The 13,153-nt window shown below is 67.1% G+C and carries 15 protein-coding genes; 6 read left to right on the top strand and 9 right to left on the bottom strand.

Annotation, left to right across the window (positions count from 1 at the left end; translation table 11 throughout):
* Positions 1-25: 25 nt before the first annotated feature.
* Both SCH01S_RS06985 and SCH01S_RS16365 read right to left on the bottom strand, forming a co-directional pair.
* A complete protein-coding gene (locus SCH01S_RS06985; protein WP_046348062.1) occupies positions 26-244 on the bottom strand; it encodes a hypothetical protein in 219 nt (72 codons plus the stop codon).
* A gap of 407 nt (positions 245-651) precedes the next feature.
* Positions 652-822 (bottom strand): hypothetical protein, encoded by a 171-nt coding sequence (locus SCH01S_RS16365; RefSeq protein ID WP_157032840.1) that lies wholly within the window; start codon positions 820-822, stop codon positions 652-654.
* A gap of 209 nt (positions 823-1,031) precedes the next feature.
* Here SCH01S_RS16365 and SCH01S_RS06980 point away from each other — a divergent pair, with 209 nt between their 5' ends.
* Together SCH01S_RS06980 and SCH01S_RS06975 are read left to right on the top strand one after the other, a co-directional pair.
* Positions 1,032-3,449: a zinc-dependent metalloprotease gene (locus tag SCH01S_RS06980; protein WP_046348061.1), complete on the top strand. Its 2,418-nt coding sequence runs from the start codon at positions 1,032-1,034 to the stop codon at positions 3,447-3,449.
* A gap of 7 nt (positions 3,450-3,456) precedes the next feature.
* On the top strand, positions 3,457-4,431 hold the full coding sequence (locus SCH01S_RS06975; protein WP_046348060.1) for a quinone oxidoreductase family protein: 975 nt from the start codon (positions 3,457-3,459) through the stop codon (positions 4,429-4,431).
* Here the strand turns inward: SCH01S_RS06975 and SCH01S_RS06970 are convergent.
* The 5 genes from SCH01S_RS06970 to SCH01S_RS06950 form a co-directional block, all read right to left on the bottom strand.
* On the bottom strand, positions 4,421-4,837 hold the full coding sequence (locus tag SCH01S_RS06970; RefSeq protein ID WP_046348059.1) for a GFA family protein: 417 nt from the start codon (positions 4,835-4,837) through the stop codon (positions 4,421-4,423). The two genes, SCH01S_RS06975 and SCH01S_RS06970, sit on opposite strands and share 11 nt — an antisense overlap.
* Positions 4,834-5,886: a CaiB/BaiF CoA transferase family protein gene (locus tag SCH01S_RS06965; protein WP_046348058.1), complete on the bottom strand. Its 1,053-nt coding sequence runs from the start codon at positions 5,884-5,886 to the stop codon at positions 4,834-4,836. Before SCH01S_RS06965 ends, SCH01S_RS06970 begins: the two co-directional genes overlap by 4 nt.
* A complete protein-coding gene (locus SCH01S_RS06960; protein ID WP_281174971.1) occupies positions 5,886-6,263 on the bottom strand; it encodes an endonuclease domain-containing protein in 378 nt (125 codons plus the stop codon). The genes SCH01S_RS06965 and SCH01S_RS06960 overlap by 1 nt, the downstream gene beginning before the upstream one ends.
* 104 nt (positions 6,264-6,367) lie before the next feature.
* A complete protein-coding gene (locus SCH01S_RS06955) occupies positions 6,368-6,877 on the bottom strand; it encodes a MaoC family dehydratase (protein WP_046348057.1) in 510 nt (169 codons plus the stop codon).
* A gap of 81 nt (positions 6,878-6,958) precedes the next feature.
* The gene (locus SCH01S_RS06950; protein ID WP_046348129.1) at positions 6,959-7,144 is read right to left on the bottom strand and encodes a hypothetical protein; all 186 of its coding nucleotides are present in this window, start codon (positions 7,142-7,144) and stop codon (positions 6,959-6,961) included.
* A 253-nt stretch (positions 7,145-7,397) separates the two neighbouring features.
* Between SCH01S_RS06950 and SCH01S_RS06945 the strand changes: the two genes are divergently transcribed.
* The 3 genes from SCH01S_RS06945 to SCH01S_RS06935 all read left to right on the top strand — a co-directional run bounded on the left by SCH01S_RS06945 (position 7,398) and on the right by SCH01S_RS06935 (position 9,859).
* Positions 7,398-7,604 carry a cold-shock protein gene (locus tag SCH01S_RS06945; RefSeq protein ID WP_046348056.1) on the top strand — a complete coding sequence of 69 codons (207 nt, stop codon included), beginning with the start codon at positions 7,398-7,400 and terminating at the stop codon, positions 7,602-7,604.
* 63 nt (positions 7,605-7,667) lie between these two features.
* The gene (locus SCH01S_RS06940; RefSeq protein WP_046348055.1) at positions 7,668-7,871 is read left to right on the top strand and encodes a hypothetical protein; all 204 of its coding nucleotides are present in this window, start codon (positions 7,668-7,670) and stop codon (positions 7,869-7,871) included.
* Between the two features lie 320 nt (positions 7,872-8,191).
* Positions 8,192-9,859 carry an MFS transporter gene (locus SCH01S_RS06935; protein ID WP_046348054.1) on the top strand — a complete coding sequence of 556 codons (1,668 nt, stop codon included), beginning with the start codon at positions 8,192-8,194 and terminating at the stop codon, positions 9,857-9,859.
* A 2-nt stretch (positions 9,860-9,861) separates the two neighbouring features.
* On the opposite strand, the gene SCH01S_RS06930 is transcribed toward SCH01S_RS06935, so the two are convergent.
* Together SCH01S_RS06930 and SCH01S_RS06925 are read right to left on the bottom strand one after the other, a co-directional pair.
* Complete coding sequence (locus SCH01S_RS06930) at positions 9,862-10,479, bottom strand: response regulator (RefSeq protein WP_046348053.1); 618 nt, start codon at positions 10,477-10,479, stop codon at positions 9,862-9,864.
* Positions 10,476-12,149 carry a sensor histidine kinase gene (locus SCH01S_RS06925; RefSeq protein WP_046348052.1) on the bottom strand — a complete coding sequence of 558 codons (1,674 nt, stop codon included), beginning with the start codon at positions 12,147-12,149 and terminating at the stop codon, positions 10,476-10,478. The genes SCH01S_RS06930 and SCH01S_RS06925 overlap by 4 nt, the downstream gene beginning before the upstream one ends.
* Positions 12,150-12,361: 212 nt before the next feature.
* Between SCH01S_RS06925 and SCH01S_RS17105 the strand changes: the two genes are divergently transcribed.
* Complete coding sequence (locus tag SCH01S_RS17105) at positions 12,362-12,931, top strand: PEPxxWA-CTERM sorting domain-containing protein (RefSeq protein ID WP_052733826.1); 570 nt, start codon at positions 12,362-12,364, stop codon at positions 12,929-12,931.
* Positions 12,932-13,153: the final 222 nt, after the last annotated feature.

Genomic DNA, 13,153 nt, shown 5'->3' with positions numbered 1-13,153 from the left:
AAAAGCTGGGGACGAATGGAAATCTTCACAGGGCCAATGTGCGGAGCGGGGTGCGTTTGACCGGACCGTCGATGACTTGCGCCTTGAGCGCCCGCCGAATGGTGGCGGCCTGATCGGCGTTCGTCAGCACGACGCGGGTGCCGCGCGGGAAAAGAGGCTCGATCGCACTGATCACTGCCTTGTGTTTCAAGACGGCGGCCTGGACCTGATCGTGCGTAAGGTTGAGGTTGATGGCTCTGCTCATGGTTTTCTCCGGACGGATGTAAGAATCAAAACGGTGTTCGGGGAGACGAGCCCTTCGTTCCAGTTGCGCTGGAGACCAGTCGCAGCCGCTCCCTCGCAATGAGCGCACGGAGCTCGGCCGCCCGGCCGAAATGGCGGGCGATTTCCGTCGGATCGAGCGATCGCATACCGAGCCGGCGTTCCTCGAGCTCGCGTTGTCGGTTCAGTGTCTCGGTAGAGGTCATGTGATGCTCTCTTCGCGAATCCCGAACCGGCGCGCTGGCGAACGGGAGCAGCCATAGTCCCAGCCAAGGAGCCAATGCCTGCCCTCGAAGAAGTGGGGCGGAAATGGGCATGCCGATCGCGCCGAGCCTCGCGCGAAATCCTTCATGCCGAGGCCGAAAGGGTCGGAGCGAGCGTGCGCGCCGCTCATGTCAGCATTCCGAACGCGAGCCGTCGATGAGGATACAAGGTGAGACGCAGGCTTCTTCCGTGATCGGCGGCGAGCGCGAGATGGCGGTCGCGAACGTCGGCTGCCGGCGCAAAGCGCGCGTGAAGCAGCGAGACCTGCTCCCTGGCCAAAAGCGAATTGATATCCAAGATGTGCTCTCCCGAGTTCGAGAGCGGAATGCTCTCTGGCACGAGAAGCGAGCTACCAGCTGCAGGTGATGGCAGGGCTATAGCACGGCCGCCCGTGGAAGCTGGTATGGAATCGTCAGTCGGTGAGGGAAAAACGCCGTCGCTCACGTGATTTGCGTATCGGGCAGCAGCGCTTCTATGGTCGCCGCACAAACAAAAAAGGGGATTCCATGACGGGCCGTATCGCTGCGCTGTTGCTCGCCACCACGATCTTTGCCGCGCCGGCGCTTGCGAGCGATCCACCGGCCAAGGTGCTGGAAGGGACGACGGCGCAGACCGGCCTCATTCCGCTGCATGTCGACCGCAAGGCCGGGCGGATCATAGCAACCCTGCCGGCGCCCGACGCAGACGGGGTGTCGGGGCGGTACATCTATACCGCATCGCTGGAGACCGGGCTCGGCTCGCCGGCGCTCGGGCTGGATTACGCGCTGAACTCGGGGTCGCGACTGCTGGTGTTCCGGCGTGTCGGCAAGAAGGTGCTGGCGGAGATCGAGAATCCCCGGTTTCGCGCGGTCGGCGCCTCGCCACAGGAGCAGGCGGGTGTGCGGCGGTCGTTCGCCACGTCGACGATCTGGATGGGCGATGTCGCCGCCGAGCAGCCGGACGGCAGCTTTCTGGTGGACCTGAGCTCCTTCCTTGCCCGCGATGACCTTGGCATCGCGCGGGCGCTGAAGGAGCAGGGCGGAGCCGATTACAAGCTGGTGCCCGAGCTGAGCGTCGCCGATCCGAACGCGACGCGCGATTTCCCGCGCAACGTCGAGCTTGAGGCACGGCTGACCTTCGCCACGGCAAAGCCCGGGCCGGAGGTCGACAATATCGCGCCCGCGACCGGCAATGTCAGCTTCATCATCCGCCATTCGTTGATCGCGCTGCCGGAGCCCGGCTATGTGCCGCGCCGCTTCGATCCGCGCGCGGGCAGCTTCGGCACGCAGGTGGTCGATTTCAACGCGCCGCTGGGCTCGCCTCTGGTGTACGAGCTGGCGAACCGCTTCCGGCTGGAAAAGACCGACCCGAACGCCGCGCGCTCGCCGGTCAAGAAGCCGATCGTCTTCTACATCGACTCGGCCGCGCCCGAGCCGATCCGCACCGCGCTGGTCGAAGGCGTGTCATGGTGGCGGGACGCGTTCGACGCGGCCGGCTTCGTCGATGCGTTCAAGGTCGCGGTGCTGCCGGCCGACGCCGACCCGCTCGATATCCGCTACAACGTCGTCAACTGGGTCAACCGCGCGACCCGCGGCTGGTCCTATGGCCAGCCGATCACCGATCCGCGCACCGGCGAGATCATCAAGGGCCAGGTGCTGCTTGGCTCGCTGCGCGTGCGGCAGGACATGATGATCTTCCAGGCTCTGGTCGGCGCGGGGCTGACCGGGACCGGCGACCCGAACGACCCGATCACCGCCGCGCTGGGGCGCATTCGCCAGCTTGGTGCGCACGAAGTCGGCCATGCGATCGGCCTGGCGCATAACTTCGCCGCCTCGATTGCCGGACGCTATTCGGTAATGGACTATCCCGGGCCGCGCGTGAAGCTGACCGACGGCAAGATCGACCTGACCGATGCCTATGGCGCAGGGGTCGGCCGCTGGGACAAATTCGCGGTCGACTGGCTTTATGGCGCGCGCACCGATGCGGACGCGCAGCCGATCATGGCGGCGGGGCTTGCGGAGGGCCTGCGCTATGTGCCCGACCAGGACGCGCGCGCGGCCGACGCGGCGCAGCCGCTCGGCAGCCTGTGGGACGACGGGGCCGATCCTGTCGTCGAGCTTCGGCGCGTGATGGAGGTGCGCCAGGCTGCGGTCGCGCGGTTCGGGCCGGCGGCGCTGAAGCCCGGCGATCCGCAGTCGCAGCTTCGCCGCGCGTTCGTGCCGATCTGGCTGCTCCATCGCTATCAGGTGGAAGCAACGGCGAAGATGCTGGGCGGCGTCGATTTCACCTATGCCGTGACCGGCGACGGGCATGGCGAGTCGCGGCCCGTCTCGGCGGAGGATCAGCGCCGCGCGCTCGATGCGCTGCTCGACACGCTTTCGCCCGCGGTGCTGACCGTTCCCCCTCAGCTGCTGCCGAACCTGTCGACCGGCTGGTCCGGCGAGTCCGATCGCCAGACGGATATCGAGGTCATGCCGACCGCCGGCGGGCCCGTGTTCGATCCGCTCGCGGCGACCGAGACCGGGGCGGCCATGACGCTGATCGACCTGCTGGCCCCGACGCGGCTGAACCGGCTGGAGATCCAGAACCAGGCCGATCCGGCCGTCCCGTCCGCGCACGAAGTGATCGACAAATTGATCGACCGCAGCTTCGCCTTCCCACGTGACGAGGCCGGTGCGGCGGTTCAGCGCCGTATCGCGACGACGGTCGTGCTGGCCCTCGCCCGCACGCAGCGCGACGGCGCTTTGTCCCCGACGATCGCGCTCGCCCTGTCGGAACGATTGAACCGGCTCGGCACCGGCCTTGCGAAAACCGGCGGCACCGGCGTTCAGGCGGATTGGAGCCGCGGCCTCGGCCGGCTGCTGCTCGACCGCGACGCGCTGACCGCAGCCCTTGCGGATCAGCATCGCCTTCCCAAGGTTCCGCCGGGCATGCCGATCGGATGAGGTGATTATGGCACGGGTAGCACGAATCGAGCGGACCGGCGGTCCCGAGGTGATCGAATGGGCCGATGTCGACCTGCCGCCACCCAGGCCCGGCGAGGTGCGGATGCGCAACACCGCCGTGGGCCTGAACTATATCGACACCTATCACCGGGGCGGCGTCTATCCGGTCGAGATGCCGGCCGCGCTGGGACTTGAGGCCGCGGGCGTGGTGGAGGCGGTGGGCGAGGGCGTGACCGAGTGGAAACCGGGCGATCGGGTCGGAACCTATGGTCCGCAGCGCGGCGCCTATGCGACCGAGAGGAACCTGCCTGCGTCCAGCCTGCTGCCGATTCCCGACGATATCAGCGACGAGGTGGCGGCCGCGTCGCTGCTCAAAGGCTGCACGGCCGAGTTCCTGGTGGAGCGCTGCGCCAGGGTGGAGGCGGGCTGGCCGGTGCTGGTCCATGCCGCGGCGGGCGGCGTCGGCTCGATCCTGGTCCAGTGGCTGAAGGCGGTCGGCGCACGCGTGATCGGCACCGTCTCCACCGACGAAAAGGCCGCCATGGCGCGCGAGGCCGGTGCGGACGAGATCATCCTCTACACGCGCGAGGACACCGCATCGCGGGTCCGCGAGCTGACCGGCGGCGCGGGCGTGCGCGTCACCTTCGACGGCGTCGGCATGGCCACCTGGGACGCGTCGCTCGGCAGCACGGCCCGTCGCGGGCTGCTGGTCAGCTATGGTAATGCGGGCGGGCCGGTCAGCGGCGTCAATCTGGGCGTGCTGGCGCAGAAGGGGTCGCTGTTCGTCACCCGGCCGACGCTGTTCGACTATTATGTGGGGGCCGAGGAACGGCGCGCCGGCGTCGCGCGGCTGTGGGACATGATCCGATCGGGCAAGGTCGCGATCACGATCGGCCAGCGCTACCCGCTGGAGCAGGCCGCACAGGCGCACCGCGATTTGGAGGCACGCAAGACCAGCGGGTCGACGATCCTCACCCCCTGACGAAAGCCGGCGTCCACCGCCCGGCGCGTCGTTCCAGCCGGGCGTCGAGCGCTTCGCCGTCATAGTCGGACGGGGCGGCGGCCGCGAGAAAGGCATCGCGGTCTGCCAGGCAGTCGACGCGCACGACGCCGTGCAAGCCGCTCCCCATCTCCGCCACCACGGCCGGGACCACCCCGCACCTGCCGCAGACCAGGAAATCCGCCGTGCCGGTGCCGAAGCGGTAACGGTTCACCGGCCCGGCGATCCGCACCTCGAGCGACCCAGCCGGATCGGATGTCCAGGACGCGCCATGCGCCCGGCAGAAGCTGCACTGGCACGTTCGGGCGCCGAGTTCGGCCGGTGTCTTGGCGGACGTGAATTCGGCCCGGATCGCGCCGCAATGGCATCCGCCTTGATAGCTCGTCATCCTGCCTCTCCTGCGAAGCGGATCGCGGGGGCGATGTGGTGCGCGCCGTCCTGCTCGATCCAGAGGCCGCGTTCGGCGACATGGGGCGGGTCGAGCGCTTCGCGGAAATCGAGCACGGGGGCGAAGGCGACGTCCTTGTCCGCGAACCAGTCGATCCATTCGGCGCGCGTGCGGCCGGCGAAGGTGTCGCGCAGGAAGGCGGTCAGCGGCGCCTGAGGCGCGCCGGCCTCCGCCGAGCCGAGCGGGATCAGGTCGCGGCGATCGAGCGCGGCGAGCAGGGTCGCGACGAATTTTTCCTCGCGCCCGCCAAGCACGATGTGGCGCCCGTCGGCGGTGCGATAGACCTGATAGAAGGCGGCCGCGCCTAGAGATCGCTGATTGTCAGAGCGGGGACTCTCGCCGCCCGCGATCGCGCTGCCGGCCGTGTGCGCGCACCAGGGCAGCAGGCTGTCGAACATCGCGATGTCGAGATAGTCGCCGCGCCCGGTCCGCTCGCGCCCGATCAGCGCCATCAGCACGCCCGAGAGCGCCGTCAGTCCGGCCGCCATGTCCGCCGAGGCGACGCCCGGCACGACCGGATCCCCGCCCGGCGCATTGTTGACCGAAAGGAAGCCGGCCTGCGCCTGCACGGCCAGGTCGTGCGCCGGATGCTGGACGAGGGGGCCGTGCTGACCGAACGCGGAAATCGAGCAATAGACGATCCGCGGATTGCGCGCGGCGACGGCCTGATAGCCGAAGCCCAATCGCCCGATCACGCCGGGGCGGAAGCTTTCGACGAAGACGTCGGCGCGCTCGATCTCCTCCCACAACCGCGCCTTGCCCTCGTCGGTCTTGAGATCGAGCGTCAGGCATGTCTTGCCGCGGTTGAGGTTGCGGAACCAGACCGACTGGCCGGCCTCGAACGGCCCCATCGTTCGCGCCGGATCGCCGCCCGGCGGCTCGATCTTCAGCACGTCGGCGCCCTGATCCGCCATCATCTGCGTCATCATCGGGCCGGGCAGGAACAGGGTGAGGTCGACGACGCGGAGGGAGGCGAGCTTGCCGTTCATCAGCCCTCTCCCTCCAGGGGAGAGGGCAGGCCCGCCCTGCGGGCCGGGAGAGGGGCCGAGAGCGCCTCCTGAATCAGTCGAAGGACCCCTTCAAGATTCTCATCGACATCATTGTTCCAGAAGCGGAGGACGCGATAACCTTCGCGTTCGAGGAACGAGGTTCGAGCTGCGTCATATTCCTGTTGTGCGCCGTGCTGGCCGCCGTCCAGCTCGATAATCAGTTTAGCTGCGGGGCAGCAGAAGTCCGGGACAAACCGTCCCAAAGGCGACTGGTGACGGAACTTCCACCCATCAAGTCGCTTGGCTCGAAGCTTTTCCCATAGCGCTTCTTCCTGCGGCGTGGGTTCTCTCCGCATCTGACGGGCGTGTTCGAGCAAAAGTTCCGGCGTCTTGCCGCGTCTGGTCGGCCCCTCTCCCGGCTCGCTGCGCGAGCCTGCCCTCTCCCCTGGAGGGAGAGGGCCGTAATAGTACCGCTCCCCCATCAATCGTCCGCCGGGCCGAAGCCGCGTTTCCAGACCAGCACCGTGCGGGTGAATGTGCATACGATTTCGCCATGCTGGTTCTTGCCTGTCGTGCGGACGGTGACCACGCCTTGCTCCGGCCGCGACTTGCTCTCGCGCTTTTCCAGCACTTCGCTTTCAGCATAGAGCGTGTCACCGGGGAACAGCGGGTGGGTCAGGCGGATGTCGGTCCAGCCGAGGTTCGCGACCGCCTTCTGGCTGACGTCCGACACCGACATGCCGACCATCAGCGCGACGGTGAAGGGCGAGCAGACGAGCGGACGGCCGAACTCCGTCTTCTTCGCGTATTCGTAATCGAAATGGGTCGGGTGCGTGTTCATCGTCAGCAGCGTGAACCACACATTGTCGGCGTCGGTGATCGTGCGGCCGGGGCGATGCTCGTAGACGTCGCCGACGGTGAAATCCTCGTAATAGCGGCCGAACGTCTCACGATAGCGGCCCGGCGCTACTTCGATCACCCCGTCACGCATCGCCCTGTCCCCGCTCCAAGCTTTCGGAAAGCTCAGTGCGCCAGACCGCTTCGCCTGAAAAGAGCGATATCGCGGGCTGGCTCAGCTCGCGTTCTTGAGCGGCGCGATCAGCGCCACCCTGCGTCCCAATTCCCAGAGTTCGCAATTGCTGTGGGCATAAGTCGCGCGGGCAAACGCGATTGCCGCATCGTCGTCATCGGCGTCGAAATCGCGCCGATCGCTGATGTGGCCGCCTTCATCGAGGCAGAAGAGTCTGTAACCGGCCAACGACATACCCCCCGGAACGTCTTGAGCATTGAAATATAGCGCATTTAAAACGCGGAGTCTGTCGGCAATCCGACATAGAATCGACCAGACGCGCGCCCGCTCTTGTTTTCTGGCGTGGAGGGTTCATATGTCTGCCGCTCCAGTCGCAAACTGACGGTCTTTGGCGCTTTGCGGCTCCTTCTTCCTTCTCTCCCTGCAGCTGATGCACGGGCGTGCCGACAGTCGGCACACCCCGAGTAAGGAAGTCTCTCTCATGATCACCGGCACCGTCAAATTCTTCAATGCGGACAAGGGCTATGGTTTCATCCAGCCCGAGGACGGCAGCGCGGACGCGTTCGTTCACATTTCGGCCGTCGAGCGGGCGGGCATGCGCACCCTCGATCGCGACCAGCGCGTTTCCTACGAGCTGGAGACCGATCGGCGCGGCAAGACCAGCGCCGTCAACCTCCAGAGCGCTTGATTGCCGAAGGACGGGCCGGCTCTGCCGCGCCCGTCCTTTACCATTGTTGTCGGGAGACGAGGGATGACAAGCCAGGCCAGTCAATATCGCGCCCAGGCATTGGCCGCGGAAGAAGCGGCAGAGGCCGCGACCCTCGACAATGTTCGCGACCGCTGTCTGCGCTCGGCCGCCGCCTGGAACGAAATGGCCGCGCGGATTGAGCTGACGGACCGACTGCGCGCCGAGCGCATCGCGGCTGCGCCGCACCCGGCAAAAGTCGAAGGCTAGCGCCACAAATTACGGCGCCGATGGACAGAAATCGTTCCTCATGCGTTACGCTCATGAAAGGAGCGTTGCTTTGGACGGACAGACTACCCTCGAGAGAGCTTTCATCCTGGCCGAAACCGGATCGTGCAGGACCGTGAGCGACATTCGCACTCAATTGAAGAAAGAACAGCGCGATTCGGTCGACGCGCACCTGGCCGGATCTGTGATCCAGCGCCAGCTCAAGGAGCGGCTGACCGCCAAGCTCGCCGGCTGACGCGCCCGGCTCTTCTGCCCCTGAAGGCGGATTGGCAATTGCCTCTGGAACGGCCATTGCAAAGCTGATGGCCGATCAATCACAGCCCCGGCCCCCGGCGACGATGTCGCCCCTGTCGGTCCCGATTTTTCGGGCTGTCTGGATTTCGAGCATCGTTTCGAATTTCGGCGGACTGATCCAGTCGGTCGGCGCGTCGTGGCTGATGATTTCCCTCGGCGCCTCGCCGCAGCTGATCGCGCTGGTGCAGGCCTCGACGACGCTGCCGATCATGCTGCTGTCGCTGCTTGCCGGCGCGATTGCGGACAATCGCGACCGGCGGCGGGTGATGCTGACCGCGCAGATCTTCATGCTGCTGGTCTCGGCCGTGCTGTCGGTGTTCGCCTGGGCGGGGTGGCTGACGCCGTGGCTGCTGCTCGGTTTCACTTTCCTGATCGGCTGTGGGACCGCGCTGAACGGCCCCGCTTGGCAGGCCTCGGTCGGCGATATGGTCCCGCGCGCCGCGCTGCCCGGCGCGGTCGCGATGAACAGCATGGGGTTCAACATCGCGCGCAGCGTCGGCCCGGCAATCGGCGGTGCGATCGTGGCAGTCGCCGGCGCGGCCACGGCCTTCCTGGCCAACGCGATCAGCTATCTCGGATTGATCGCGGTGCTGGCGCGGTGGAAGCCGCATAGGCCCCAGACGCAGCTGCCGCCTGAGCGGATCGGCACGGCCATGCTGGCGGGCGTTCGCTATGTCGCCATGTCGCCGGGGCTGCGCCTGGTCCTGATGCGGGCGCTGGTGTTCGGTCTTGCGGCAAGCGCGGTGCCGGCGATGATGCCGCTGGTCGCGCGCGACCTGGTGAGCGGCGGGCCGCTGACCTACGGCCTGCTGCTCGGCGGTTTCGGGCTCGGCGCGATCGCGGGAGCACTTGGCAGCACGCGCCTGCGGAACCGCCTTTCGCCCGAAGGCGTGGTGCGCGGTGCCGTGCTGGTGCTGTCGGCCGGAGCCGCCATCGCCGCGACCAGCCGTGCCTTGCCGGTGACGATCATCGGCCTGCTGCTCGCCGGCGGCGGCTGGGTGCTGGCGCTGTCGACGTTCAACGTGTCGGTCCAGCTGTCGACGCCGCGCTGGGTCGTCGCCCGCGCGCTCGCGCTATACCAGATGGCGGCCTTCGGCGGCATGGCGGCGGGCAGCTGGCTGTTCGGCATCGTCGCGGATGTGGACGGCGTCGCGACCGCCCTGCTGGCGGCAGCCGCGCTCCAGCTGGTGAGCTTGGTGCTCGGTTTCTTCTTCGCTTTGCCGGGCCTTGCCGATATCGACCTCGATCTGCGCGACTGGACAGTGCCGGTGATCAACGTGCCGATCGAGCAGAGGAGCGGCCCGATCGTGACGACGATCGAATACCGGATCGCCGCCGAGGACCTGCCGCGCTTCCTGGCAGTGATGGACGAGCGCAAGCGCATCCGCCGGCGCGACGGCGCGCGCCACTGGACTTTGCTCCGCGATCTGATGGAGCCGGAGCTCTGGATCGAGCGCTACCATGTCGCAACCTGGCTCGATTATGTCCGCCACAACCAACGGCGCACGCATGCGGATACCGAAAACGGCCGCGAGATCCTTGCGCTGCATCGTGGTGGCAGCCCGCCCGTCGTCCACCGCCGCATCGAGCGGCAGACCCGCGCGCCCGCGATCAGCCGCGGCACGATCGACCCGGAACTGGCGGACCCGCTGACCGATCCCAGCCGGTCGAGCTGACGTCAGGTCCGATCGCGAACGAACATCGCCAGCTCGGTCCGCGAGCCGATGCCCAGCTTCTCGTACAGCGTGTGGAGATACATCTTCACCGTGCCTTCGGTGATGCGGAGCTCACCGGCGATTTCCTTGTTGCGCAGGCCCAGCTTGACGAGCTCGGCGACCTGACGCTCGCGCGGCGTCAGGTCGGGACCCGATTGCTGGGCGCGCGACATCGCCTCGACGACGAGCTTCATCGCTTCCTTGTCGATCCACGGCACGCCCGCCAATGCCGAGCGCAGGCACAGCAGCAGGACTTCGCTTGCCGCGTGCTTGAGCACCAGTCCGTCCACGTTCAGGTTGACCGCCTCGACCAGCGGGGCGGGATCGAGAGACGCGGTCAGCAGCACGATCCGCGTCGGCCAGCCCTCGCGCCGCGCCTCGCGCAGCAGGTCCAGCCCGGTTACGCCCGGCATGTTGATGTCCAGTACGGCGCCCTCGGGCCGGTGGTGCAGGATCGCGTCGCGCGCCGCCGCTCCATCGGCAAAGCGTCCGACGACCGACAGGTCGGTGCCGTCGAAGATGGCCGCGACGCCGTCGAGGATCAGCGGATGATCGTCGGCAATGATCACGCGGGCGCTCATCGGCGGACTCCCGCAGGCAGCGTCACCAGCACCTTGGTTCCGTCGCGGCCGCTCTCGATCCGGAGCCGGCCCGACAGGGATGCCGCTCGTTCGCGGAGCGAGCGCGGCCCCGAGCCGTTTGTGTCCATGTCTTCATCCGTCCAGCAGATGGGGGCCGGAAAACCCTGGCCGTTGTCCTCGATCGAAACCAGCAAGGCATCGTCCTCCGCTCGCGCCTGCACGCAAACGGCGGTCGCTTTGCCGTGGCGGACGGCATTCGCCACCGCCTCGCGAACGATGCGGCTCAGGTCGAATGCCATGCTCTGATCGACCTGAAGCGTCTGCGGCTGGACGTCTACGTCGATGCCGATCTCCCACGAGCGCGCCAGGCGCTCGGCGAGCGCGCCAAGCTCGTCGCGCAGCGGCGCAGGGCGGGCAGCGCCGTGCGATGGCCGAAGGTTGGTGATCAGCGCGCGAAGCTCGCGCTGCTCTTCGCTCAGCGATCCCTTCAGCAGACGCAGGCGCTCACGATCCTCCGGCGCCAGCCCGCCGCGCCGCGCGATCGAATCGAGCTGCAGCCCGGCGCCCGCCATGAACTGCAGCACGCCGTCGTGAAGATCGCGCGCAAGGCGCAGCCGTTCTTCGCTGGCGACGATCTCCCGCCGGGTCTGGTGCGATCGCCAGCGCTCGATGAACATCGACAGCTGGGCCGCCACCATCGTTCCGATCGCCAGATTCTCGTTGGCCGGATCGGTGTGGTCGAGGATCGCGAGCCACGCGACGCTGTCCTGCTGCTCGGTGCGCAGCAGCAAGGCGTGGGAATAATCGGCGCAGCCGTTCAGCACGGGAAGGAAAGGGGGCGGGGTCACGGCCGTGATGGTCGAGCCCGCACGCGCGATCGTCCGGCCGTCCCTGTCGCACAGATAGGCCGACGCTGCCGTTTCGGGCTCGAACAGGCCGGGCGGCAGGTCGGAAAGCGTGTGCCGCGCCCTGGCAGCATCGCCCGATGCGATCAGCAGCGTGCCGTGCGGCTCTTCTCCGTCGAGCCACAGCAGGACTCCGCGCCGGGCCGCGAACACACCGAGCGCCTGGTCCAGAGCGGCCTCCAGCGGCGGCTCCGGGCTGTCCGCGAAATCGCCGATCGGGACGGAAAGCCGGGACAGCTCCTCGAATATCCGTTCGACGTGACGCGCGAACGTCCAGAGCAGGAAGGCCATGACCGGCAAATAACCCGCCCTCAGGATGAAGTGCGATCCGGTGTCGGCGCTGGATGAACCGGCGAACGCGATCACGCCCGACGGCATGAACAATCCCGAGACCAGCAGCCCCATGTACAGCGCCCCGCGGGATCCCCATTGCAGGCCCGCCGCGAGCACCAGGAAGATGAAGGGACTGAAGAAAGGACTGTCGGCGCCGCCGGTCATGTAGAGCAGCGCTGTGAAGACGATCAGGTCGATCGCGGTCAGAAGGACCGCCCTGGGCTGAACCAGAAAAACCAGCGCGCGATAGCGGAACGCAAGGACAAGCAGGATCGCGTAGCAGGTGTAGGGGAGCAGGATCAGGTCGGACGCGTCGAGCACGCCGAGCGGACTGTTGTTGGCCAAGCTCGACGCGCAGAGAAATGCGGCCAGCACCGCGCGCGCCGTCGCGACGGCACGCGTGCCGCTGGTCGAGATCAGCCTGGTGCTCATCTGCCCCCTTGTCGTCATCCCCCTATCCCCGACCATCAGCTTTGCCGCATTCCCACCCGTTGGCGACCCTATCGAACGATAGGGCGCGACACCTACCGAACCGCAAATAGTCTGCCTGCCCCGCGCCAGCTATCCCGGTCGGACCCGAAGAAGCCGGGATCGCCGGGCGAAACGGGGTGTTGATTGCAAAGGGGGTTATCGTGGGAAACGGTTTGAAAATCGCTGCGGCCGGGCTGGCGCTGGCCTTCGGCGCCGCGGCCGGCGAAGCGGCCGTCGTCGTTCATGTGGGGACGCTGGCCCCGGATACCTTCTATAACACGGCACCGGCGCAGGTCTCCGCCATCTCCAACTTTAAGCCCGGCAGCACGGTCTATTTCTCGTTCCGCCTGGGGAGCGCGGTCGAGCTGCAATCGTCCATGCTGCTGACCTACACGCCCAAGGGGCACCCGGCGGTGAACGCGCCCGTCCAGTACAGCCTGTTCAAGGGGGCCTGCAGCGCGACCACCTGTACGCCAACGGGCGGCGCGCTCGACACCTCGCCCTTGGCGCCCGGAGCGGCGCTGGCCGACACGCTTTCGGCAGGTGATTATTTCCTCAAAGTCATCGGCGCCACCGTGCCGAGCAATCTGGCGAGCTACCGGATCGGCCCGACGCTCTCGGCGACGTTCCTGGCAGTGGTCCCGGAGCCGGCGACCTGGGCGACGATGATCCTGGGCTTCGGCGTGATCGGGGCCATGCTCCGGCGTCGGACGACAGGTCAGAGCGTGCCGACCCTCGCCTGAACGCGGCAATATCAAATCAGCGACACTGACGTTCGCTCGGCCGATTGGACCCGGTCGGGCGAACATTTTCCTGTGCGGCAAAATAGGACGCGAGCCACTCCGTAGCCGGCATAAATCATGGCGGAGAGGGAGGCCGGCAAAAGTTGTCGAAAACCGCAGAAAAAGTGCGATTCAAACGGATGCAGCGACCGGTTCCCGGTCTTCCCTGAAAATCGCTACCTG

The sequence above is a fragment of the Sphingomonas changbaiensis NBRC 104936 genome, assembly GCF_000974765.1.
Taxonomy (GTDB): Bacteria; Pseudomonadota; Alphaproteobacteria; order Sphingomonadales; family Sphingomonadaceae; genus Sphingomonas_B; species Sphingomonas_B changbaiensis.
Note: the sequence above shows the minus strand (reverse complement) of the source record. Positions and strands in the feature narration are given on the sequence as shown.

What these genes read in the sequence shown, in the direction of transcription:
- SCH01S_RS06985 (WP_046348062.1), bottom strand. Translation starts at nt 244, where the DNA reads ATGAGCAGAGCCATCAACCTCAACCTTACGCACGATCAGGTCCAGGCC.
- SCH01S_RS06980 (WP_046348061.1), top strand. Translation starts at nt 1,032, where the DNA reads ATGACGGGCCGTATCGCTGCGCTGTTGCTCGCCACCACGATCTTTGCC.
- SCH01S_RS06975 (WP_046348060.1), top strand. Translation starts at nt 3,457, where the DNA reads ATGGCACGGGTAGCACGAATCGAGCGGACCGGCGGTCCCGAGGTGATC.
- SCH01S_RS06970 (WP_046348059.1), bottom strand. Translation starts at nt 4,837, where the DNA reads ATGACGAGCTATCAAGGCGGATGCCATTGCGGCGCGATCCGGGCCGAA.
- SCH01S_RS06965 (WP_046348058.1), bottom strand. Translation starts at nt 5,886, where the DNA reads ATGAACGGCAAGCTCGCCTCCCTCCGCGTCGTCGACCTCACCCTGTTC.
- SCH01S_RS06955 (WP_046348057.1), bottom strand. Translation starts at nt 6,877, where the DNA reads ATGCGTGACGGGGTGATCGAAGTAGCGCCGGGCCGCTATCGTGAGACG.
- SCH01S_RS06945 (WP_046348056.1), top strand. Translation starts at nt 7,398, where the DNA reads ATGATCACCGGCACCGTCAAATTCTTCAATGCGGACAAGGGCTATGGT.
- SCH01S_RS06940 (WP_046348055.1), top strand. Translation starts at nt 7,668, where the DNA reads ATGACAAGCCAGGCCAGTCAATATCGCGCCCAGGCATTGGCCGCGGAA.
- SCH01S_RS06935 (WP_046348054.1), top strand. Translation starts at nt 8,192, where the DNA reads ATGGCCGATCAATCACAGCCCCGGCCCCCGGCGACGATGTCGCCCCTG.
- SCH01S_RS06930 (WP_046348053.1), bottom strand. Translation starts at nt 10,479, where the DNA reads ATGAGCGCCCGCGTGATCATTGCCGACGATCATCCGCTGATCCTCGAC.
- SCH01S_RS06925 (WP_046348052.1), bottom strand. Translation starts at nt 12,149, where the DNA reads ATGAGCACCAGGCTGATCTCGACCAGCGGCACGCGTGCCGTCGCGACG.